Genomic DNA, 23,084 nt, shown 5'->3' on the forward strand with positions numbered 1-23,084 from the left:
GCCGTATGTCCGAGAATCCCATCACCTTCGCCATCATCACGTGCTCTGACACGCGCGGCATGAAAGAGGACACGGCGGGCGCGGCGCTCGAAGCGCTCATCGCCGAGAACGGTTGGGAGTGCAAAAGCCATGTGGTGGTGCCCGACGAGCGGCCGTTCATCGCGTCGGCCATCGTGCGCGCGTGCGACGAGGCCGACGTTGACGTGGTGCTGACCTGCGGCGGCAGCGGCCTTTCGCTGCGCGATGTGGCGCCCGAGGCCACGATGGACGCATGCGAGCGCAACGTGCCCGGCATCGCCGAGGCCATGCGCGCGCACTCGCTGGCCATCACCCCCTATGCGATGCTCTCGCGCGCCGTGTGCATGCAGCGGGGGCGCCACCTTGTGATCAACCTGCCGGGGAGCGAAAAGGCCGCGCGCGAGAACTGGGACGGCATCGTGGCCGCGCTATCGCACGCCGTCAAGATGATGGCCGGCGGCGGGCACTGAGACTTCGAGGTGGGGTCTTCCCTCAAAGAAGGGGCTGAAAAGGGCGGCTAAATCGCGATGGGGCATGGGTGCTGCGCGGTGCGCGAACTCGGGGAGGGGGTCTGCGCGTCGGTGCTGGAAGGAGCGTTGCGGTTGGCGTAGCGTGAGGATTCCGGGCCTCCCCAGTCGTTTGGGGTGGCTGCTTGCGCTTTGCCGACTTTGGCTTGGCGGTTGGCGCGGCAGACGACTTTTAAATCGGGACTGGCAAGGGCGATCCTGGTAAGGGAGGTCTTCGAACCGAGGTTGCCGGAGCTGCTTGGTAAGTCCGGTCGTCTGCTCGCGTGAGGTTTTTGGACTCGAGATTCGAATTGCGGCATGCCGGGCCTTCCGGTTCTCTTTCTGATCCTGGCTTGGCGCGGTGCGTGGTCGTTTCTGTCGAAATTTGCGTTTGGTGAACGGTTTTGCTGCTTGGGGCGGCGTTTTGGTCTTTGCCGAGATCATGCGGAACGACATCGCCTGGGCTTTTTCTTCCGGCTTCTTCCCGCCGCTTTTCTCGCGGTCCCGAAACCGTTCACCAAACGCAAATTTCCGACAGAGGGCGGCTTTTGTATTTGTTAAACCGCTGTTGACAGAGGTTGGGTTGGCTCGTCGAGCAAGGTTCTGTCGGCGCCGCAGGAGGCCCCGCCCGTCGGACTGGGAGGGGCCTTGCGAAGCGTCCGACCGGAGAAAGTCCGGCTCGAGAATAGGCGAGCGCGGGTTCGTGTCAATCCAGGCTTAACAGAGACCCGCGTTTTTGCCATCGAGTTGTGGCCGGTCTTGTGGGCGAACGGATTGAAAGCGGGATGTGTTTTGCTGCGATGAGGCGGGGTGTCGCGCGGCGTGCGGGATTTTGCGGCCATTTCTATTTCCAGTGCTCGTGCATGCGAAGTCCTCGAAAAACGGACGTAAGGGAGGTCGCGCTCGGATGGAGCGGCAAATTGGCGAGCTGTTATTTTGCAGGGGTTCTGGGGATCGTCGGAGGGTATGGGAGGGGAAGGAGGACGCTAGAATCCCACGGTCATGTGGAGATGGTAGAAGCCGATGCGCGTGATGAAGACGGCGAGCAGCATGAGGGCGCTTGCAGCGATGCGCAGGCTCATCGCGAGACGCCTTGATTGCGCGCGCCGAATCGACCAAGCGGCCGCCCCCGCCCCGAGCGCTCCGAGCGCGAAATGCGCGACAACGGCGGTTTCGTAATGCGGGGCAAGCGAGGCTGCCGTGTACTCGTTGTTCGCGATGCCGTTGAGGCTTTCCGCGTGCATGCCCAAAATGATGGTGCTTGCGATGAGCGCACCGAACGAGATGATGACGAGCGCCGTCTCCAGCCCGCGTGCCTGGACGCGGGCAGCTTCCAGGCATAGCAGCCCCAAAATGGGCCCTGCCAAAAGCGCCCCCAGCACGAGGTTCGCTGGCGTGAACGGGGTGTCCCAGGTGGGCACGGTGCGCACTGCGTACGCGAGGGACGTGCAGACGACGAGCATGCATCCCGCGCCAATGCCGAACAGAAGCCAGAGCCGTGCGAGCGCATCGGGGAACCGCTCTTTGAAAGACGCCATCCAGTACGACCCTGCGAGAAGCAGGAACGTCACGGCGGCCAGCACCTCGTTCGACAGCGGTGAGCGTCCGATGCCCGAGAACACGTGCAGCGCGTTGGCGGGGGTGCCGAGGTGCGTTGCCGAGGCGATGAAGCCTCCGAGCGCGATGGAGAACGGCAGCGCCACCGCGCGGTCGAGTCTCATAGCGGCTTCGCGTCCAGCCGCCCCGAGCCTCGCGAGCGCAAGCGCGACGAACGCCACCGCGCCCGCTGGGGCGAGCGTGGTGAACAGCGCAAGCGAAAACGCATCGAACCCGCTTGTCATAGGCCGATCTCCTTGCGGTTGACGATGCGCCCCTTTCCGTCCTCGGCTGCGAGCGCGGCAGGCGAAGGCTGGATGTAGAGGTTTGGGCTGGTCGCGTTTTTGTCCGGAAGCGGCATGATGGATCGCACGGCATTGGGGTGACGTTCGTGCAGTTCAAAGGCCGTGCCGAAGTCGAGGGCGCGCAAGGGGCACGCCTCGACGCAGACGGGCCGCGCGCCTTGCGCCACGCGGTTGCGGCATCCGTCGCATTTGCTTGAGCGTTTGAGGTGCGCGTCGATGTGCGGCGCATGGTAGGGACAGGCCATGGTGCAGTATCCGCATCCGATGCATTTGCCTGCGTCGGGCCACACCAAATCTAGTTCGTCTTTGTGCATGGCGCCGGTAGGGCACACCTGCGCACATGCGGGGCTGTTGCAATGGTTGCATGCGAGCGAGATATGGTAGGCGAACACGCCGTGGGCCGAGATGCCGCCTCCGTCGCCCTCTTGTCGCGACCATGAGCCGCCTTCGTAGTCGATCACCATGCGAAATGCGCTGTCGACGCCATGGTCTTGGTAATCCTTGCAGGCAAGGACGCAGGTGCGGCAGCCGGTGCAGCGCGTGTTGTCGAAGAAGAATCCTCGTGGCATGGCATCGCTTTCATGATGGTGGCAGGGTGCATTGTAGCGCATTTGGGGCCGAGGAGCCCTTCGGATGGCGGGCTCCCTTTCGCTCTGCAGCGCATCCGCGTTCTCCTCGCGTTTGTGCGCATAGCTGCAAGACGAGGGGCGCTTGCTCGGCCTCGCAAGCGCCCCTCGTCCTTTTGGGACTTGTGCTGAGAAGGCAAGGCAATTGCTTCCTCAGCGTCCGCGAGACGGTGATGCGGTGCAAGTCCTTTGGCGCCTTCGTGCGTGGCGAAGGGCTTGCACCGCAGTGCACGGCACCGCATTCTTCAAAAAGCGCCTTGCGATGCCGGGCGGTTGCTCAGGCTTTTCGAGGCGTCGGAAAACAGACGAGCGCCGCGTAAGCCTTTTAGTCCCATGCGATCTACGCGGCGGGAACCCCCGTCACCTCTTTGCCGTTGGCGATGGCGCCGGTCGCATCGCCGGGTTCCTTCGCGGCGGGGCAGGGCAGGATGGCGATGGAGGGCGTCGTCTCGTCGGGCGAAGGCATCGGCGCGATGCCGGCCACCGTGCCTTCGTGGGCGGCGCGCAACTCCTCGATGTCGCCGAACTCGAGCGCGCGCAGGGGACACGCCTCCACGCAGATGGGCTTCAGCCCCGCGCTCACGCGCTCGGCGCAGCCGTCGCACTTTACGCCCTTCTTCGTCTCTTCGTCGAGGGTGGGCACGTTGTAGGGGCATGTCTCCACGCATGCGCCTGCGCCTGTGCACTTCTCCTCGTCGATGAACACGAGGCCCGTGTCGGTGTCCTTGGAGATGGCGCCCGACGGGCACTTGGCCATGCAGGCGGGCATCGCGCAGTGCTGGCAGCCCAGCGACACGTGGTAGGCGAACGCGTCGGAGGTGTACGTGCCGTCGCCGACGCCGGTCCAAGCGCCCCCTTCGTAGTCGTAGACGTGGCGGTAGGCGATGGTCTGCGGCAGGTTCTTGTAGTCCTTGCACGCCATCTCGCAGGTGCGGCAGCCCGTGCAGCGCGTGCTGTCGAAGTAGAATCCGTACTGGGTCATGTCGTCTTCCCCCTTTAAGCCTTCGTGACCTGGGCGATGATGGAGTGCGCCGGGCCGTTGCCCTTGGCCAGCGGCGTGGGCTTGTACGTGGTGAGCGTGTTCACGCACGCGCCCGTGTCCACGCGGTCGCCGTCCATGTCGGCGTTGTGCCACGCGCCTTGCGGGATGCCGACGGTGCCGGGGATGATGCGCGGCGTCACCTTCGCCTCGATGCGGATCTCGCCGGCGGGGCTCTTCACGGCCACCGTGTCGCCGTCGGCGATACCGCGCGGCTCGGCGTCGAGCGGGTTCATCCACAGCTGCTGGCGCGCCACCTGCTCGAGCTCTTCGATGAAGCCGAACGACGAGTGCGTGCGGCTCTTATGATGGAAGCCCGCGCAGTACAGCGGGTACTCGTCGTTCACGCTGCCGTATCCTTGGAAGCCTGGCGTGAACACGGGGATGGGGTTGATGACCTCGTCGTCTTCCAGCTCCCACGTGGCGGCGATGTCGGCCAGCTGCTCGGAGTAGATCTCGATCTTGCCGGACGGGGTTCCCAACGGGTTCTTCTCGGGATCGGTGCGGAACGCCTCGAGCCCGATGACCGGATCGAGGGTGCGCTTGTACACGCCCTGCTCGCGAATCTCGTCCCAGCTGGGCATGTTGCCGTCGGCCTCGGCTCCGGTTTCGTAGAGCTCTTGGATCCACTGCTCTTGCGTCTTGCCCTCGGTGAAGGCGTCCTTCATGCCGAACTTGTCGGCGATGTCTGCGCACACATCGTAGCTGGAGCGGCACTCGCCAGGCGGCTCCTGGGCCGGACCGCCCACCACGACGGCTGTGTAGTACTCGGTGTAGCCTTGCGTCTGCATGTTCAGCTGCTCGGAGCGCATGGCGTCGGGGAGCAGGATGTCGGCGTATTTGGCCGAGTCGGTCATCACGGTGTCCCACACCAAAATGAACTCGCATTTGCTTTCGTCGGTCAACACGTCGTGGGTGTAGTTGATGTCGCCGTGCTGGTTCGTCAGGCAGTTGCCCGCGTAGTTCCAGATGAACTTGATGTCGCTCGACAGCTTGTCGGCACCGCTGATGCCGGCGTTGGTGGCGGTCATCTCATGGCCGTGGTCTACGGCGTTCACCCATTGGTACACCGGGATGGCCGTCTTCACCGGGTTCTCGAACGGAAGGCCGCCGACGAGGCTGACAGACGGGCACGCCTCGCGCTGTCCGGTGTTCGTGCCTGGAAGGCCGATCTTGCCGATGAGGATGGGCAGCATGCAGATGGCGCGGCAGGTGTCCTCGCCGTTGGTGTGGCGCTGCGGCCCCCAGCCTTGCGCGATGAACGGGGCCTCGGCAGCTGCGATCTCGTCCGCGAGCGCGCGGATGGCATCGGCGGGAATCTGCGTGATGGGGGCGGCCCATTCGGGGGTCTTCTCCACCATGTCGTAGCCCTCGCCCATGAGGTAGGCGCGATAGGACTTGTTCTGGCCCTTGGCGCTCTCGGGCATCGTCTCCTCGTCGTAGCCCACGCAATAGGTGTGCAGGAATTCGAGGTCGATCTGGTCGTTCACCACCCATTCGTGCGCGATGGCGCTTGCCAGGGCGGCGTCGGTGCCGGGTCGGATGGGCAGCCACTCGTCGGGGTGGCCCGAGGAGCTTTCGTTGAGGCGGTAGTCGATGTTGACGATGCGCCCGCCGCGCTCCTTGACGGCCTCGCGCACGCGGGCGAAGTCCCACACCGCGTTCGCGCCGCCCATGCGGGTTTCGGCGGGGCTGTTGCCGAACATCACCACGAGGTCGGAGGCGCGTTCGGCCTCTGAGAACGAGGAGGCGTTCAAGGCATCGTAGGGGCCGAAGACGCTGCCCTTCTCCTTGTCGCTGCCGTACATGAACGGCATGGCAGCCGAAAGCATGTTCGTCGAGTAATCGTAGGCTTGGTTGACGTAGCCTCCCAGCATTCCCAGCAGACGCAGCCCGGGCTGCTTGCCCGTGCACGAGTACATGCCGGTGGCGTAGTTCACGTAGACGGCCTCGTTGCCATAGGTGTCGATGATGCGTTTGAGCTCGCTGGCGATGGTGTCGATGGCCTCGTCCCAGCTGATCTCCTCGAACTTGCCCTCTCCGCGCTTGCCGACGCGCTTCATGGGCTTCGTCAGGCGATCGGGATGGTTGATCCAGCGGCGCATGGAGCGACCGCGCAGGCAGGCGCGGGCCTGCAGGGCGTCGTCGCCGGTGTTGTCGGATTCCATGTAGACGATCTTGCCATCGCGGCTGTGCCACTGGAAGACGCAGTTTCCACCGCAGTTCACATTGCACTGGCTCCAGGCGATCTGGTCGGCGGGCGCGTCGGCTGCGCCGTTCGCGCCGTCTCCCTGGCTTTGCGGTGCGCATCCGTAGAGCGCAGAGCCGGATGCCCCGGCAAGCGCAAGGCCTGCGAGCGACCCTTTGACGAACGTGCGGCGCGACAGCGCCGATTCGCGTGCGGTCATGGTTCCCTCCTTTGGTTCGGTTGTTCCTCTCGCCATGCCCAAAACTACCGGAACCGCGCGGGAGGCGAATCACACCGTGCATGTGATTTAAGGACAAAACCCCAGGTTGTCCTCTTGGCTTTGCAGAAACTCTGATCGGTTCGTCATCATGCGTATGCTACCATGCTGCCAGCGGGACGGCAGAGGGGGTGAGAGCGGGATGGTGTGGACGAGCGCGCGCGTGCACGTGTCGAGTTGGGGTTATGCGTGCTTCCTCACGGTGAACGCCACGTCCATCTGGGGCGGCGTGTTCCCGTTTCTGCCGCTCGAGTTCCAAACGGCGGAAGTCACGCTCACGTTTTTCTTGGCGCAAGCGCTTGCATTCGGCGGTACGTTCGCGGCGAGCATGCTGGGGGCGTATCTGTTTCCGCACGGCGCACGGCGCATGCTCGTGTCGCTGAGCGCGCTGCTCGTGTTCGGTGGGTCGGCGTGCCTCATCGCGGCCATGTACGTGGCGACGGCGGCGCTTGCGCTGGTGGCGGGTGGCGGCGTGCTTTTGGGGACCGGAAGCGCGGGGCTGTTCATGTTGTGGCAGCGCTACTTCGCGTCGCTTCCGCCGGCTGTGGGGACCTTGCGGCTCGTGGTGGGCACGGCGGTTGCGCCGTTCGTCTACTTCGCGCTGTACCTCGTCCCCATCGCGTTGACGGCGTTTCTCGTGCCACTTGTGTTCGTGCCGCTGTGCGGCTTGTGCATCGCGTTGTCGGTGCGCGAGATGCAGGTGGATCAACCCATGTTCGAAGACGTGCCGCGCCAGCATCCGCGTGTGTACCGCCAGGCGGTGGCCGACTACTGGCGCAGTGCGCTGTGCGTGGGATCGCTTGCGTTCGCGAGCGGCGTCATCCGTGGCATTGCGATTCGCCATGAGGAGATAGCCGCAGTGGTGAACAGCGCTTCCATGGTGGGCTCGTTTGTTTCTGCGGCGGTGCTCTTGGTGCTGTGGTACCGCATGAGTTTCCGTTTCGGACTGACGTCGGTGTTCCGTGTGGTGTACCCGCTTGTCGTGACAGGGTTTCTGCTGCTGCCGTTTCTGGGGGCGGGCTATCTTAACCTGTTCGCTGGTTTCACGTATTTGGTCTTCTCCCTTGTGCAGATGCTCATGATGATGCAGTGCGCTCAGGTGTCGCGTGATCGCGGCATCAACCCCGTCTTCATCTACGGGTTCTTCGGGGGCGTGTCGTACCTTATGCAGAGCGTGGGCTTTTTGCTGGGCTGGACGAGCGAATTCGTGTCGGCGGACGGGCGCGAGTGGCTCTTTTTCATCGCCATGGTGTCGAGCTGGGTTTTGGGCCTTACGTTGCTTGCTGCCACGGGCACGCTGTTCAGGCCGCTTGCGTCGAGGGGGACGACGTCGGCCGATCCCATTGAGTTCCTGCCATCCGCGGTGGGGGCGAAGGGGGGCGGGTCCGTCGACGCGCCTGCGAAGCCCGCGGCCAAGCGCCGTCGCAACCGCCCTTCGGCCTCGGACGGCGCCGGCGCCATCCGCGACCGCACGTCAAAGCAGTGTCGACAGCTGCAGGAGGCGTACGGGCTGTCCACGCGCGAAACGGAGGTCATGGAGCTCATCGCTCGCGGCAACAGCATGGCGAGCATCGCAGAGCGCCTGGTCATCAGCGAGAACACGGTGCGCACGCATGCGAAGCACATCTACACGAAACTCGATATTCACAAGCGCCAGGAGCTGCTGGACATGCTGGGCGAATGAGGCGCAGCGGTGCGCGACATGCGGCGTGTGCTGTGCGGGAAAACGGCGCGGTCTATGCTAAACCAGGATTGAAGCGAAATTGTGTTCGCCGTATCTTGAACGGGGCTCTCTGGTCGAATCGGAGTTCTCTGATGGAGGGCGGCGATCCGACCTAGCCTATGTCGACGGCGGCCAAGCGGAGGTCGACGAGGGCGATGGCGCAAAATCACGATTAAGAACGATTTTCTCGTTCCTATCGAAATCATTTTTGGTGAAATGCCAGTTCGTGAAATTTTATCCAATCAAAAAATCGCTCTTGACCGTGATTTTGCGCTAAAAAGACACCGGCCCCTTATGTCAATCCCGGTTTGACATAAGGGGCCGGTGTCTCTGTTGAGACAGGATCGGCACGAGTTTGCGGTCGCTGATCTCCGAGCCTAGCTTGTTCTGGTTGGATGCTTCGGGAGGCCCCTCCTGCCCGACGGGCGGGGCCTCCCGAGATGTCGGCGGAGCCTCGTCCATCGGGCCGATCTGTCCTATGTCGGTTCTGGTTGAGCAGAGACGCGACGTGAAAATGGCCACGGAGCCGCGTTCTGGCGCAAAACCGGCTCAAGATAGAGATGCGCTTGCCCAGTCGATTTGCGCGACCGGGGGCTTCGACGAGGCTCGGGCGGCGAAAGGGAGCCGTCGGGGTCGCGATCCGTGCCAGAGCGCGGCCCGTGGCCATTTTCGGCGTTCGCGCGTTCACGAAAGGGCGAGAAGCCGTTTTTTGGGTTGGGGGGCGATCAGACGCGGGAGGGGGAGGGGTCGAACGTTCGAGGGCCTTCCGTGCTGACCGGCCGACGGTTGCCGCTTTTGCCTGGCCGAGGCGCTGTTTGTGCGCTCGGCATGCAGGGCCGAACGCTTGCGGGAGGCGAATCGTCGCAGGTCTGCCGCAGTCGCCCTCCTTTACCGCCTGCGCGCCGCATGCGGGGTGTGTCCCGACGTATCGGGCTTGTCCGAGTGCTATACTGATGCGCGTTCCAACAGGAAAGGCGCACAGTATGACGGCACAAGAGCTTCCCAACGGATTCACAGGCTTCTCGCAGCGCAAGCCCGAGGGCTTCGTCTCCGCGCGCGACGCGATGGGCGGGCCGCCGCTGACGGACGGTCCCGGCGCGTTCGGCGCGCGGCCGCGCGCGACGACGGCGGTTCCTAGCGCCTACGAGGCCGGGACGGCCGCGTTCGGCAGCGGGGCGCAGGGCGCGTTCCAGTACGCGCGCGACCATGCGCGGCCTGAGGGCGGTGCCGCGCAGTTCGATCCCGAGAAGTTGCGCATGATCTCGCCGGCCGACCGTCGCTGGGCCTGGACGGAGATCGACCTGAACGCCATCCGCCACAATGTGGCCTCCCTGCGCCAGCGCATAGAGGGGGGCGTGCGCCTCATGGCCGTGGTGAAGGCCGATGCGTACGGTCACGGTGCGGTGCGTGTTGCCAAGACCGTGCTCAACTCCGGTGTCGATTACCTGGGCGTCGCCACCGTCGACGAGGCGATACAGCTGCGCGAGGGCTTGGTGAACGCGCCCATCCTCGTGCTCTCGCAGCCTCCTGAGTCGGCCATACCCTTGCTTTTGGCCTACAAGGTGATGCCGAGCGTCTACACGCCCGACTTCGCCATCCAATACGCAGAGACGGCCGACGCGTTCGGGCTGCGCGCTCCATATCATCTGGCGGTGAACACGGGCATGAACCGCATTGGCGTGCGTCATGACGAGGTGGTGGAGTTCATGGGTCAGGTGAGCTTCCATCGAGCGCTCGACCTTGTGGGCACGTTCACGCACTTCGCCACGGCGGATAGCGCCGAGTCGCTGGACTTTCAGATCCAGACGAAGCGCTTCATCGAGGCGATCACGGCGCTGCGGACGGCCGGCTTCGATCCCGGCATCGTGCACGCGGCCAACACCGCTGCCGCCATCCGCTACCCGGATGTGCACTTCGACATGGTGCGCCTTGGCATCGGTATGTACGGTTTGCAGCCCTCTCCCGCGACGAGGCCGCTGGTCGATCTGCGGCCCGCCATGAGCGTGCATGCGCGCATCACCGATGTGCGAACCGTGCCCATGAGCGAGGGCGTGAGCTATGGCATGACCTACCGCAGCCCCGGCAGCGTGAAGATATGCACCGTGCCCGTGGGCTATGCCGATGGCCTGCGCCGCGGGCTGTCGGGCCGAACGGACGTCATCCTGCAGGGCCAACGGTGCCGGCAGGTGGGCAGCATCTGCATGGACCAATGCATGTTCGAGGTCGATCTGCGCGTGTACGGCATGCGTCGGCGGCTTGATCCGCAGATAGGCGATGAGGTGCTGCTCATCGGGCGCGACGGAGATGCCGCGATCACGCTCGACGACATGGCGAGCACATTGGGGACCATCAACTACGAGTTGGCCATCGGCTTCTCGCATCGGATGCCCCGGTTGTACGTGTAGGCTGTGCCGAGGAGGAGGACGGACATGCCGAAACCGCATATTCCCCTGGAGGAGATCCGCGCGCAGGTGGAGGGGTGCCGCAGGTGCCCGCTTGCTGACGGGCGCACGCAGACCGTGTTCGGGGTGGGCAACCCCGCAGCGCGCGTGCTGATTGTGGGCGAGGCGCCTGGCAAGAACGAGGACTTGCAGGGCGAGCCGTTCGTGGGGGCGGCGGGCAAATACCTCAACGAGCTTTTGTCCATCGCGGGGTTGCGTCGCGAGGACGTGTTCATCGCGAACGTGCTGAAGTGTCGGCCTCCGGGAAACCGCGATCCGCGTCCCGAGGAGATCGAGCTGTGCACGCCGTATCTGCGCGAGCAGACGCGCACCATCGATCCGGAGTTCATCGTGACGCTGGGGAACTTCTCCACGAAGTTCATCCTGAAGACCGAGGTCGGCATCACGCGACTGCACGGCACGTTGCAACGGGCGGGGCGTTTCAAGGTGTTTCCCATCTTCCATCCGGCGGCCGCGCTCTACGACAGCTCGAAGCGCGAGGCGCTGGAGAACGACTTCACGACGCTCGGCCAGCTTTTGCGTGAGAGCGACGCTGCGGCAGGCATGCACGAGGTCGATGCGGGCAACGCGCAGGGTTCGCCGGCGGCCTTGAGCACGCCTGCGGTCCCGACGGATTCGAACGCAGGGGAGGGGCAGGCGGAAACCCAGCCCGATCCCGCTTCGCATGTCGAGCAGCCCCATCTGCTATAGCATCCGGCACCTTTGTTGGCGCGTGCGGCTGCGTCGCAAAGCGGTTGGCCTGTCGGCTTGCTGTAGAGGAGTCAGCTTCGCAACTCCGTTCAGAGCCTGCATCGTATTCGTCGAATACCGTTCGAACTCCATTTAGTCCCGTATTGCGAATGCGGCGCCGATCTCGTCCTTTCTGTGCTTGGAGGGTCGGCTACAGCCAGTGCTTGCGCTTGAAGACCACCAGTTCGACGGCTACGATTCCCAGCGACACGCCGATGACGGCGGGGTAGCCGCCTTTCCAATCGAGCTCAGGCATGTTCGTGAAATTCATGCCGAACCAGCTGGTGAGCAGGGTAAGCGGAGCGAACAACGTGGTGATCACGGTGAAGAACCTCATCGTGTCGTTCTGTTTGATGTCGATGTGCGTTTGGTACAGCTCTCGCAGCTGCAAACTGTACTCCTTGAGCGTGAGCGAGCGTTTGAGCAGCCGCTCGGCTTGGCGTTCGAACAGGTGGAACAGATGGCTTTCCTCTTGCGTGAGAAGCTTGCTCTCGTTTTCGGCCAAGGTGCTTGCCATATCTACGAGCTGCTGATAGTACGTGTCGATGCGCAGAAGCTTGCGTCGAAACGCCAGCATCTGCTTGTTCGCGCCTTCTGCGCCGCGGTCGATGATCGACTCTTCCACGTCCTCCATGCGGTCCTCGAGGTTTGCGAGGAACGTTAAGTCGTCCTTTACGAGCAGCTTCATAAGTTCGAGCAGGCAGTGGGCGGCGGTGGGCTGCATAACGTGGTCTTGCTGGGCGATGTCGTCGAGCATTCGTGCGCAGGTGTCTCCTTCGTCGAGGAGCACGAGGCGCGACTTGTCCAGGTAGAACGCAAAGCAGAACGGCTCGTGCGAAAGATGTGCTTTGTCCGGTACGGCAAACGAGCCTACGAAGCATCGGGGTAGCGCGTCGAGATAAGTGTTTTCCGCAGTTGCCAGGAGATGCAAAGCCTCCTGCGTGTCCTTGTCCGCCAGGCCCAAGGAGGCAAGCTCGCGCGATGTGAGCGCTTCGACCACCGGTCGGTCGGGAGGAGCGGCCTCGTTTGCGGGGACGGGCTCGAAACGGTTCGTCAGCACGTAGGCATGAGACATGGCGCGGCTCTTTCGGACGAGATGGTTCGACGCTTCGTCCAGCTTAGCATGCGGCGCGTCGACATGCTCGCGGTTGTGGGAGGGTTGTTGGGCGCTTGCGGATCGTTCGTGGGAATTCCCCGGAATCCTCGCCGTCGAGCGCATGGAAACACGCTCGTAACAATCCCGGCCACCGGCGTTTGCTATACTTGCAGGAATCCCTACGAAACGGCACCGCACACGGTGCTGCTTTTGTATCTGAGACGAGAGGGGCGAAGGCGACGTGTATCCCATCGAACGAGTAGAGCCGCTCAATGCGGAAGTGACCCGAATGGTCGTGCGCGCGCCCGAGATAGCGCGCAAGATCAGGCCGGGCCAGTTCATCATGCTGCGCATCGACGAGTGCGGCGAGCGCATCCCGCTCACGATGAACGAATGCGACCCCAAGGCGGGCACCGTCACCATCGTGTTCCAAGCGGTGGGCGCCACCACGATGCGCCTCGCGCAGCTGAAGGCGGGCGACGCGCTGCTGGACTTCGCAGGGCCGCTCGGCAACCCCACCGAGCTCGAGGGCGCGCGCCGCGCGTGCGTCATCGGCGGCGGTCTGGGAACGGCCATCGCGTACCCGCAGGCCAAGTGGCTGTACGAGCACGGCTGCGAGGTGGACGTGATCACGGGTTTTCGCACCAAGGACCTCATCCTGCTCGAGGACGAGATAAACGCGTGCTCCACGCGCCAGATCGTCATGACCGACGACGGCTCGAACGGCAACAAGGGCCTTGTGACGCAGGCGCTGCAGCAGCGTATCGACGAGGGCGCGGATTACGACTTGGTGCTGGCCGTGGGCCCTGTCATCATGATGAAGTTCGTGGCCGCCACCACCAAGCCCTACGGCATCAAGACGCTCGTGAGCATGAACCCGCTCATGATCGACGGCACCGGCATGTGCGGCGGCTGCCGCGTGAAGGTGGGCGACGAGTACCTGCACGCCTGCGTGGACGGGCCGGACTTCGATGGACATTTGGTGGACTACGACGACGCCATGCGCCGTGGCGTGATGTACCGCAGCTTCGAGGGCGCGGCGCGCGAGGCGGCCGAGGGCCGCGACTGCAACGGCGGGACCGACGGCGAGCGGAAGGGGGCGTAGCATGGCGACCAGCTACGAGGTGAACCGGCAGAAGGAGAAGGTTCCCATGCCCGAGTTGGATCCCGCGGAGCGTGCGAAGACGTTCGACGAGGTGGCGAGAGGCTATTCCGAGGAGGATGCCATGGCCGAGGCGCGCCGGTGCATCCAATGCCCGAATGCCCCCTGCGTGGGCGGCTGCCCAGTGGGCGTGCCCATCCCGCAGTTCATCGCACAGGTGGCCGAGGGCGATTTCGCGCGCGCCTACGCCATCGTGAAGGGCGCGAACGCGTTGCCGGCCATCTGCGGGCGCGTGTGCCCGCAGGAGACGCAGTGCGAGGGCGTGTGCACGCGCGGCAGGAACGGCGAGCCGGTGGGCATCGGACGTTTGGAGCGCTTCGTGTCCGATTGGGCGCTCGCCCATCCGGAGGAGGCCGCGGTCGCGCTGGGGAAGATGCGCGATGAGCGTGCGGCGTGCGGCGTCGTCGAGGTGGAGCCGAAAGACCTTGCCGGCAAGCGCGTGGCCGTCATCGGGTCGGGCCCGGCGTCCCTCACATGCGCAGGCGAGTTGGCTAAGCTCGGTTGCGGCGTGACTGTGTTCGAGGCGTTGCACAAGGTGGGTGGCGTGCTGACCTACGGCATTCCCGAGTTCCGTCTGCCGAAGGCGCTTGTGGAGCGCGAGGTGGCGGAGCTTGGCGAGAGCGGCGTGTCCTTCGAAACGAACGCTTTGGTGGGGAAGCTCTACGATGTCGATGAGCTTTTGGGCGAGCGTGGATTCGATGCCGTGTTCGTGGGCACGGGCGCGGGGCTTCCGAGCTATGTGGGCATCGAGGGGGAAGGGCTCAATGGCGTAATGGTGGCCAACGAGCTGCTCACGCGCGTGAACCTCATGAAGGCGTACGAATTTCCCGAGTACGACACGCCGGTGTACGCCGGAAAGCGCTGCGTCGTGGTGGGCGGCGGCAACGTGGCCATGGACGCGGCGCGCACTGCGAGACGCCTTGGTGCCGACGTGCGCGTGGTGTACCGCCGCGGTCGCGAGGAGATGCCCGCTCGCGCGGAGGAGATCCATCACGCCGAGCAGGAGGGCGTCAAGTTCGAACTGCTCACGAATCCGGTGCGTGTTCTCGGCGACGACAAGGGCTGGGTGCGCGGGCTCGAATGCGTGCGCATGGAGCTGGGCGCGCCGGACGAGAGCGGCCGAAGGCGGCCGGAAGCCGTCGCCGGTAGCGAGTTCGTCATCGACGTCGACATGCTGGTGATCGCGGTGGGCTCGAAGACCAATCCGCTCATTGCGCAGTCCACGTCGGGGCTTGAGATGACCTCGCGCAACCTCATCGTTGCCGACGAGCGCACGTGCGCCACGTCGAAGCCGGGCGTGTTCGCCGGCGGTGATGCGGTCATCGGCGCGGCCACGGTCATCTTGGCTATGGGCGCTGGCAAGCGCGCCGCTGCGGGGATCGCGGAGTATCTGGCTTCGAAGGCCTGACGGCCTTCGAAGCTCGCCGACGCTGCGGCCGCTTGTGGTGCCCGATCTCGTGGCGATGCCGGAGCCCCGCCTCGACTTCGCCGATCGGCGCGCGTCCGCTCGGGCGCATAGCAAGGGATCGAACAGCCCGGTGGGGTGTTCGGCGCATGCCGAAGCACGCTTCGTCCCCGTCATCCCCACGATCTCAGGTGCCACGGGCGCCCTCGCTGGCTTGCTACGCCAATCCGGGCTTTTGCTCCCGCGTTCCGTGCGAGGCGCAGAACGTTTCGCTCCTGCGCGGTCGCGCTGAGCGCGAGCAGATGTTTTATGTGAAGCATCTGCGTTCAGCTCACGATGTCGTTTGGAGGTCTTTGTGTCGTTCGATCCGATAGCGTACATTAACGAGCCGCGTTGGCTTGAATCGCGGCTCGGCCTCGGCCGTATTGCCGAGCTGCTCGATCGATTGGGTCGGCCGCAGGACCGTCTCAAGTTCGTGCATGTGGCCGGCACGAACGGCAAAGGGTCGACCTGCGCCTACCTCGCGGCCATCCTGCAGGCGGCGGGCTTTCGCACGGGGCTGTTCACGAGTCCGTACCTCGTTGCATTCGAGGAGCGCATTCGCGTGGACGGCGCGAACATCTCGCTCGCGGACTTGACCGAGGCGACGCTGATCGTGAAAGAGCGCGCCGAGGCCATGGCCGACCATCCCACCGAGTTCGAGCTGATGACCGCCGTTTCCCTCGTACATTTCGCACGCCGGAATTGCGACGTCGTGGTGCTGGAGGTGGGATTGGGCGGAAGGCTGGATTCCACGAACGTCATCGATGCGCCCGAGGTGGCCGTCATCGCGCGTATCGGTCTCGATCATACGGCACTGCTCGGCTCGACGTTGGCTGCCATAGCGGGCGAGAAGGCTGGCATCGTGAAGCGGGGTTCGGCCGTGGTGTCGTGGCCGCAGGAACCCGAGGCGATGGCTGTGGTGGAGCGCGCGGCCGCCGAATGCGGCTGCGAAGTCGCGATCCCTGATTTTACGGCGCTCGAGGTGGGGAGCGTGTCGTGGGAAGAGTCTGAGGCGCATGGAACGGTCGCGTTGGGCGAGAATAAAGGAGCGGTCGGGGTTGCCAGAGCGTTGGATGCGCCTGGGGCGGATGCGCCGGTCGATATGCTTGAAGCGACCTGCACGTCCAATTCGACCGCTGCACCCGAAGTGCTTGCGCGATCGTTCACCTACCGTGGCGAGCGCTATACGACGCGGCTCCTGGGCAGCTACCAGCCGGCGAACGCGGCGCTTGCCATCGAGGTGGCGTGCGCGCTGCGGGATCGCGGCTGGCGGATCGGCGCGGCGGCGGTGCGGTCGGGCATCGCTTTTGCAGAATGGCCGGGACGCTTCGAAGTGCTCGCCGACCCCGCGCCCGACGCAGCGGGTCGGCGCTTCGTGGTCGATGGCGGTCACAACCCGCAGGGCGCGCGTGCGTTGGCGGACTCCCTCTCCGACGTGTTTCCCGGCGAGAGGCCCGTGTTCATCGTTGGCGTTTTGGAGGACAAGGATTACCCTGCCATGGTGCGAGCCGTGCTGCCGCTCGGTGCGGCGTTCGTGTGCGTGTCGCCCGAAAACCCCCGCGCCCTTCCAGCCGAGAAGCTGGCGAGTGCCATACGCAGGGAAGAGCAAGATGTGCCAGGTCGCTCTGCGCGTGCGAGGCTGCACGTGGCGAGCGATTTCAACGATGCGGTGTCGCGTGCTCGCGACTTGGCCGGTCCCGGAGGACTGGTATGCGCATTCGGCAGCTTGTACTCGGTCGCGGCGATCAAAGAAGGGCTAAGGGCCTGATCGCAGCCTCCGATGCGCCGCTATAACACTCCTGCCGTCTCAATAATGAGACGGCAGGTAATTTCTAATCCCCCCCCCCCTTTTTTTTCCCGTTGCACGATACAATGGCAAATTGCGCTTTTGGAGCGTGTGGGACGGATAATGCGATGGAACGTCGTTTTGCCCGCGGTCGGCGGCGACGGAGAAGAAAGGGACGCTTTCGTGAAGACTCGTGTACTCGAGTGGATTGGCAAGCCACAGACGAAGTACATCATCCTTGTGCTCGGCATGGTTTTCCTGGGCACTTCTCTGATATGGGATTTAGGCGCCAACGTCGATATCTACCATGTGCTTAATACCGGTCGCTTCATCTGGGAGAACGGTTTCACGAGAGAAGAGCCGTTCTCCATGCACGAGGGCCTCTCCTATCTTCCCCAGCAATGGCTTTCCGCGGCGATCTTCTATGCGGTGTGGAGCGTTTCAGGATATCTCGGCCTAGCCATTTTCCTCTATCTTATTCTCGCGGTAGCGGTGTGGGTGGCCGTTCTCGCCGGTTGCATGCAAAGCGGTTCGAAAGTCGGAACGGTTCATGTTGTTGTGGCGATACTGGTTTTCTTACCGCTATGCCTGACCGTCGGCTTTCGTCCGCGCGTGTTCGACGCGCTCGCGTTCTCGTGCACCATGTATTTGATTCAGAAGGCGCGCATACAGAAGGATGCGAGGTATCTCGTCCCCATTCCGTTCTTGTCGTGCGCTTTGATCAACCTTCATGCAAGCATGTGGCCGATAATCTTCATGGTGGGGGGCGGTTTCTTTTTGGCTGCGCTCGTGCGCAAGGAGTTCCGGTTTGCGGGGCGTTTGGCTTTGACGGGCGCGGCGTCCGCCGTGGTGCTTTTGTGCAATCCGTACGGCATTGATGCCGTGCTGTACATTTTCCGGTCGATGTCTCCTTTGATCACGCAGTACATAGGCGAATGCCAGCCTTTGATCGAGTTTTGGTTTTCGTTGGTGGGCGTCGGCCCCTATTTCGCTTTCGTGTCGATTGTGATTATTTTGATCGTTGTCGGACTGGCGCTGTCCATTGTTTTTGTGCGGCGTGGCGATATCTGGCTCCCTGTCCTCTGGGCGATATTCGCGGCTTTCGCGCTGTGGTCTTTCAGAAACTCCTTTTTCGTTCTGCTCGTCGTTCTGGCTTTGGCATCCCAGTGGGCGTCCGTTTTTTTCCGGGACGAGAAGAGCAGGTTCGACGGGAATGTGGTTCTGCCCGTGGGGCTCTCGCTCGTATTCCTTTTTTCGGGATTCTTCGCTTCGCCATTGGTAAAGGGAAGGAGCGCATACGAAATAGTGGAATCAAATTCGGGTGCGTTCATCGTCGAAGATGCCATGCCGCGCTTCGGGAAAGAGGTATCGGATCTGGACGTGTATGCTTACGATGGAAGCTACCTTGAGTTCGCGTATCGCATACCATGCTATTACGATGGGCGAGCCGAGGTGTTTTTGGAATCGTTGAACGGCCGCAGCGAGATTCGCGGGGAGATCGTGGGGCTCGGTCGCAGGGAGGATCAGGGACGGACGGTCTCTTTCGATGACGAGAGCCTCCGCAGCTTCATCGAGAAATATTGGTTCGATTACCTTGTTTTGTCCAATGGCGGGCTGGACGATGCGATAGATACGCATTTGATGCATGCCGCCGAAGGGCTCGGATACCAAACGGTGTACGAAGACGAGGGGAGAAAGGTCATGGCGCGTCCGGAATGACCTCGTTGCGGACGCGCCTTCGCCCCGCTCGCGCATGATGCCGATGCGGGCGGGGCGCGGCGCTATTTTCCGCCGAGGACGAGGTCGATGAGATCCTGCTTCGAGTGAACCCCCATCTTCGCATAGGCGTTCTTCGCGTGCGTGCGCACGGTGTTCTCCGAGAGGAACAACGTATCGGCGATGTAGGCTTTGCTGCGGCCTTGTGCGATGAGCAAGGCCACCTGCGTCTCTCGCTCGGAGAGGTCGAACGCGTCGCGCAGCCAACTGCCGTCCATGGTTGCGTCGGCCTGTGTCTTCGCCGAGCACCTCGTGCCGGAGCGCTCGCCCGGTGCCTTTTCCGCGTCGACGCGTCCGCCTCCCTCGGCATTCGCGGCTCCTGCCGAGGTCGTTTTTGCGTTCGAGCCCGCTCCCGCATCTTCGTGTGTTCGGCGTTCGTCTTGCTCGAACAGCGGCCGCAGTCGTGGAATTCCGTCCGAGAGCAGCAGCGCCATGCTTACGGCGAGCGCGAACACCACGATGCCGATGACCGCCGTCACCGCATACGAGGACAGCCCTGCCGTGCCGAGAGCCATGACGAGCACGCGTCCCGCGTCTCTCGACAGTATGCGCGATGCCCATGCGAACCCGTACACGGCGTACACGTCGGTGGTGGTATGGCGCGCCACGTCCTGCAACGTCACCCACAGCACGCCCAGCATGAGCGTGTCGGCGATATTGACCACGGCGATGGCCAGTCCGGTGAAGTGGCCCGGCAGCACTGACAGCACAAGCATCCCTGCCGCCACGAGCATGATCTCGATGCGCCACAGGAATGAGAAGCTCAGCCTCTTGCGCTTCACGATGAACCACCAGATGACGAACAGGCTGATGACCACGACGCCCATTTGGTGCACGATACGCTGCGTGGCGTCCATGGGCACCGGCTCGCCCGCTGGAAAGCCACGCGACACGCCCAGTGCCAGACCGAACACGGCCAGCCCTCCGAAGATGAACAGCATGGTGGTGCGCGGTTCGCGGTCGTACACCGGCTCGGGTGCGGGATGCGCTCCCACATCCGCCTTCATGGCGCGTTGATAGCATAGAAGTGCGATGGCGGGCATGAACATGCTGGTCGTGTAGCCGAGCGTTTCGGGCAGGAAGCTGAGAACAAGCCCTCCTACCGATCCCAGTGCAAGCGACAGAAACCCGTACAGCACCGATTGCCGCAGTCCCAAGCGCGCATAGGCCGCCGTCCACATGCCGCCGCCCAATGCACTGCCGATGCCGGCGGACACGCTTGCCGCAACGAGGATCGCGACGGCGTTCGCTTCCTTTCCTGCGAGGATGAGCACGGTGGAGAACGTCATGATCGCGAAGCCGAGCCATGCCACGGCTGTGCGGGCGCGTTTCGAGAAGGGCTTGTGCAGCGCCATGGCTCCGCCGACCACCATCGCGAGGCCGTAGAACAGCTGGTTGACAATCGTGAACATGCCGTCGTCGCTTTGCGTGTAGGAGGCGAAGAGGTTGCTTTGCAGCCATACGCGCGTGGCCGCCAGTCCCAGAAACGAGGGCAGAAACGGGCCGTCCGTCAGCACGGTCAGCGTGTTCGTTCGGGCGATTTGGTCCGTGTTGGACATTGATCCTCAATTCGCGCAGGGGAAGCGGTGCGCTGTCCAGTATATACGAGCGTCGCCAACCGCGCTGATTTCGCAACTTGCCTGATCGGTGCTTGCGGATTCGCTTGAGAGCGGGTTGCGTTCTTCATCTGCGACAAGCATCATCTTCGCGCAGGCGAAAGACGTTCGGGCATTCTGGTTCGCGGGGTCGCAAAACGCTCCTTGGACGGCGTGCTCACGAAGCTCCGTCGGAGCCGTCGTGCGGCCATTTTGCCATTTGGCGATGGTCCGCCAACTCGTTTTCCCGCGATTTGCCGCTTCCGCCCTCTTCTTCCGATGCTTTCGTATGGTCGAGGCCGATTCTGCCGTAAGGGCGGCGCGTGGATCGCGCTTCGCGTCCGCTTCCCGCTCCTCGGAGCCGAATTCGGTGCGATGCATGCGAGGGGCCTCGATCCTTTGCAAGCCGCCGTCGATCAGTCTTGCCCGCAAGACGAATCGGATGGCCGGCGGGCCTCAAGAACGGCGGATTGGCTCTTCCCCCGGCGTTCTTTCTTGCGCCCGTCATCGGGCAAGCCCGCACCGCTCGCCCTTCCAGGCTTCCCTTCTTCTCGACGCGTCGCAGCCCCGCCTCCTCGTGCATCTGCCTGGTGCTTCCGTCGCGGCAAGGGTCCCTTGCGGCATCGGAGACGCTCGGCTCACACCTTCCGGGTGAAACCGGTCGGCGCTGCGGGCGTTTCACCCGGAAGGTGGCTTCCGGCAAGCAGTCGTCGCGCGTAACGTGCGCAACGCGGCAAGCCGCATTGCTCATCAGTGCATCAGGGAGGAAAGGAACGATCATGAGGAGAGTGGAAGACGGGATGGGGTCGAGCAGCGCGGAGGGCTGCGGCGGTGAAGGTTCAGCTGCGCCGCTTCGCAGCAGGGGCGAAGGAGCCGCCCTGTCGTTATCGCGACGTCAGTTCGCTCGTGCGCTGACGGGCGGTTTGGCAGCGATGGCGGTGGGCGGCCTGGGCTTGCTCGGCTGCGCTCCGCACAAGGCCGTCGCCACCGAGGCGCGTGAGACGAGGGACTACGACGTGGTGGTGCTGGGCGGCGGCGGAGCCGGAGTGACCGCTGCGGGTTGGGCTGCCACGACTGGTGCGAAAACGGTGCTGTTGGAGAAGATGGCGTGGCTTGCCGGGTCCAGCTCGCTTGCGCTCGGCGGGTTCTACGGAGCGGGGACGAGCGTGCAGAAGGCGGCGGGCATCGAGGACGATCCGGCGGCGCTTTTGGAGTACTTCCTGTCGTGCGGCGGCGACAAGCTCGACTACGATATGCAGGAGTTCTGCGCCTACCATTTCGGCGAGACGATCGACTGGCTTGCGAACGATCTGCACGTCGATTTCCAAGAGGAAGTGCTGCTCAAAGGTAAGGACACCATCCCTCGTCAGGCGAAATGCCGTACGAGTGGCATGGATGCGCTCAATCCGGTGACGGCGTTCGCCCAGCAGGCGGGCGCGGAGTTCCATTTCGGCATGGCAGCGGAGAGGCTCGTGGTGGACGATGCCGGAGCGGTGACGGGAGTGATTGCGCGCAGCAGCGCAGGAGAGCTCGTCCAGTACAATGCGAAGAGCATCGTCGTCGCCACAGGCGGGTTTTGTCGCAATGCGGAGATGATCGATGCGTACTGCCCCGATTATTCTGGCGTGTACACCGAGGTGGGCGTGGGCTGCACGGGCGAGGGCTTGCAGATGGGCCTCGATATCGGTGCCGACTACGTGGGCCACGGCGGTACGAACGGCATCCTCGCCTGTCCGGTTGAGGCAGGGCAGTCAGAGCTCATCAGCAACAAGGCGCTGTGGATCGATTCCAAGGGCGAACGCTTCGCCAACGAGGCGGGCCAGACCCACGACATCTATTACAGCGTTGCGCATTTCGACGATCAGAAGTTCTTCGCGGTGTACGATCAGGCTATGGTGGATGCGCTCGACGACGATCTGCGCTCGAAGTTCGATCTTGGCCTTGACCGGGGGCTGTTCGCGCAGGGCCAAACTGTGGCCGAAGCTGCTGAAGCGCTGGGCATCGGCGGCGCGCGTGCCCAAGAGACGTTCGATGCGTACAGCAAGATGGTTGCCGCAGGCGAGGACACTCAATTCGGCAAGAAGGCCAAGAGCCTCGTCCCGCTTGTGCAGGCGCCGTATTATGTCCTGACGATGGGAGTGTGCACGCATGGCAGCTTCGGGGGCTATCGCGTGAACACGTCGTTTCAGGTGCTCGACACGGCGGGCGAGCCCATCCCGAACCTGTACTCCGCGGGCGAGGTGTGCTGCGGCACGTTCATCTACGACGATTATCCGGCGGGTGGTTGTGGTCTCAACTGGTCGTACACGTCGGGTCGCTGGGCCGGGACAAACGCTGCGGAGGCGGCGCTGGCGTAAAGTCTCACCCGAAGCCGGTGCGGTAGGGCGGCGCGGCTTCTGGCGGCCTGACTTCGAACGAGGATCGTTGCGCTTTGCGGCTTGGCGCGCTTGGCGCCGAAGCGCGCAGCGCGGCGATCCCTGTAGTCGGGGCTTTGCGGGATGCTGGCTCGTCTCGGCGGGCGGCGAGACGGCGGCCTATAGGGAATCGATGTACTTCACGAGGTCGCCTACGCTGGCAAGGCCCTCGGGTTCTCCGAAATCCACTTCGCAAGCTTCCTCGAGGTCGCAGATGAGCTCCACCATGTCGAGCGAGTCGATGCCGAGCGATTCGAACGTCGACGATTCGTCTACGGTGGTCGGGTCGATGTCGAGGTTCTTTTCGAGGACGGTTCTGATGGTGTCGATGGTCGCCAT

General features: G+C 63.7%; 16 protein-coding genes. 9 read left to right on the plus strand and 7 right to left on the minus strand.

The annotated features are described in order from the left end of the window. Positions 1-5 precede the first annotated feature (5 nt). On the plus strand, positions 6-488 hold the full coding sequence (locus tag B5F40_RS04005; protein WP_087193090.1) for a MogA/MoaB family molybdenum cofactor biosynthesis protein: 483 nt from the start codon (positions 6-8) through the stop codon (positions 486-488). 1,022 nt (positions 489-1,510) lie between these two features. Here the strand turns inward: B5F40_RS04005 and B5F40_RS04010 are convergent. The 4 genes from B5F40_RS04010 to B5F40_RS04025 form a co-directional block, all read right to left on the minus strand. Further along, complete coding sequence (locus tag B5F40_RS04010; RefSeq protein ID WP_087193091.1) at positions 1,511-2,365, minus strand: dimethyl sulfoxide reductase anchor subunit family protein; 855 nt, start codon at positions 2,363-2,365, stop codon at positions 1,511-1,513. Further along, a complete protein-coding gene (locus B5F40_RS04015; protein ID WP_087193147.1) occupies positions 2,362-2,994 on the minus strand; it encodes a 4Fe-4S dicluster domain-containing protein in 633 nt (210 codons plus the stop codon). Before B5F40_RS04015 ends, B5F40_RS04010 begins: the two co-directional genes overlap by 4 nt. 397 nt (positions 2,995-3,391) lie before the next feature. Then, positions 3,392-4,033, minus strand: coding sequence for a 4Fe-4S dicluster domain-containing protein (locus B5F40_RS04020; protein ID WP_087193092.1), 642 nt, complete (start codon positions 4,031-4,033; stop codon positions 3,392-3,394). A 14-nt stretch (positions 4,034-4,047) separates the two neighbouring features. Next, positions 4,048-6,498 (minus strand): DMSO/selenate family reductase complex A subunit, encoded by a 2,451-nt coding sequence (locus tag B5F40_RS04025; protein WP_087193093.1) that lies wholly within the window; start codon positions 6,496-6,498, stop codon positions 4,048-4,050. A gap of 199 nt (positions 6,499-6,697) precedes the next feature. Here B5F40_RS04025 and B5F40_RS04030 point away from each other — a divergent pair, with 199 nt between their 5' ends. The 3 genes from B5F40_RS04030 to B5F40_RS04040 all read left to right on the plus strand — a co-directional run bounded on the left by B5F40_RS04030 (position 6,698) and on the right by B5F40_RS04040 (position 11,430). After that, positions 6,698-8,239: a helix-turn-helix transcriptional regulator gene (locus tag B5F40_RS04030; protein ID WP_087193094.1), complete on the plus strand. Its 1,542-nt coding sequence runs from the start codon at positions 6,698-6,700 to the stop codon at positions 8,237-8,239. 1,022 nt (positions 8,240-9,261) lie between these two features. Beyond that, the gene (alr, locus tag B5F40_RS04035; RefSeq protein WP_087193095.1) at positions 9,262-10,683 is read left to right on the plus strand and encodes an alanine racemase; all 1,422 of its coding nucleotides are present in this window, start codon (positions 9,262-9,264) and stop codon (positions 10,681-10,683) included. Between the two features lie 24 nt (positions 10,684-10,707). After that, a complete protein-coding gene (locus B5F40_RS04040; RefSeq protein ID WP_239442902.1) occupies positions 10,708-11,430 on the plus strand; it encodes a uracil-DNA glycosylase in 723 nt (240 codons plus the stop codon). A gap of 190 nt (positions 11,431-11,620) precedes the next feature. On the opposite strand, the gene B5F40_RS04045 is transcribed toward B5F40_RS04040, so the two are convergent. Next, on the minus strand, positions 11,621-12,544 hold the full coding sequence (locus B5F40_RS04045) for a magnesium transporter CorA family protein (protein WP_087193096.1): 924 nt from the start codon (positions 12,542-12,544) through the stop codon (positions 11,621-11,623). A 262-nt stretch (positions 12,545-12,806) separates the two neighbouring features. On the opposite strand from B5F40_RS04045, the gene B5F40_RS04050 reads away from it, so the two are divergent. The 4 genes from B5F40_RS04050 (at position 12,807) to B5F40_RS04065 (ending at position 18,679) form a co-directional block, all read left to right on the plus strand. Beyond that, positions 12,807-13,670 carry a sulfide/dihydroorotate dehydrogenase-like FAD/NAD-binding protein gene (locus B5F40_RS04050; protein WP_087193097.1) on the plus strand — a complete coding sequence of 288 codons (864 nt, stop codon included), beginning with the start codon at positions 12,807-12,809 and terminating at the stop codon, positions 13,668-13,670. A gap of 1 nt (position 13,671) precedes the next feature. Further along, a complete protein-coding gene (gene gltA, locus B5F40_RS04055) occupies positions 13,672-15,135 on the plus strand; it encodes an NADPH-dependent glutamate synthase (RefSeq protein WP_087193098.1) in 1,464 nt (487 codons plus the stop codon). 352 nt (positions 15,136-15,487) lie between these two features. Next, complete coding sequence (locus B5F40_RS04060) at positions 15,488-16,942, plus strand: bifunctional folylpolyglutamate synthase/dihydrofolate synthase (protein WP_087193148.1); 1,455 nt, start codon at positions 15,488-15,490, stop codon at positions 16,940-16,942. 12 nt (positions 16,943-16,954) lie between these two features. Beyond that, positions 16,955-18,679 carry a hypothetical protein gene (locus B5F40_RS04065; RefSeq protein WP_140396405.1) on the plus strand — a complete coding sequence of 575 codons (1,725 nt, stop codon included), beginning with the start codon at positions 16,955-16,957 and terminating at the stop codon, positions 18,677-18,679. Between the two features lie 62 nt (positions 18,680-18,741). Here B5F40_RS04065 and B5F40_RS04070 read toward each other — a convergent pair whose 3' ends face one another. Continuing rightward, on the minus strand, positions 18,742-20,295 hold the full coding sequence (locus B5F40_RS04070; RefSeq protein ID WP_087193100.1) for a response regulator transcription factor: 1,554 nt from the start codon (positions 20,293-20,295) through the stop codon (positions 18,742-18,744). Between the two features lie 815 nt (positions 20,296-21,110). Here B5F40_RS04070 and B5F40_RS04080 point away from each other — a divergent pair. Then, positions 21,111-22,688 carry an FAD-dependent oxidoreductase gene (locus B5F40_RS04080; RefSeq protein ID WP_239442903.1) on the plus strand — a complete coding sequence of 526 codons (1,578 nt, stop codon included), beginning with the start codon at positions 21,111-21,113 and terminating at the stop codon, positions 22,686-22,688. A 177-nt stretch (positions 22,689-22,865) separates the two neighbouring features. Here B5F40_RS04080 and B5F40_RS04085 read toward each other — a convergent pair whose 3' ends face one another. After that, positions 22,866-23,084, minus strand: a complete 219-nt coding sequence (locus B5F40_RS04085; protein WP_087193103.1) for an acyl carrier protein — start codon at positions 23,082-23,084, stop codon at positions 22,866-22,868.

This window comes from Gordonibacter sp. An230, assembly GCF_002159915.1.
Taxonomy (GTDB): Bacteria; Actinomycetota; Coriobacteriia; order Coriobacteriales; family Eggerthellaceae; genus Rubneribacter.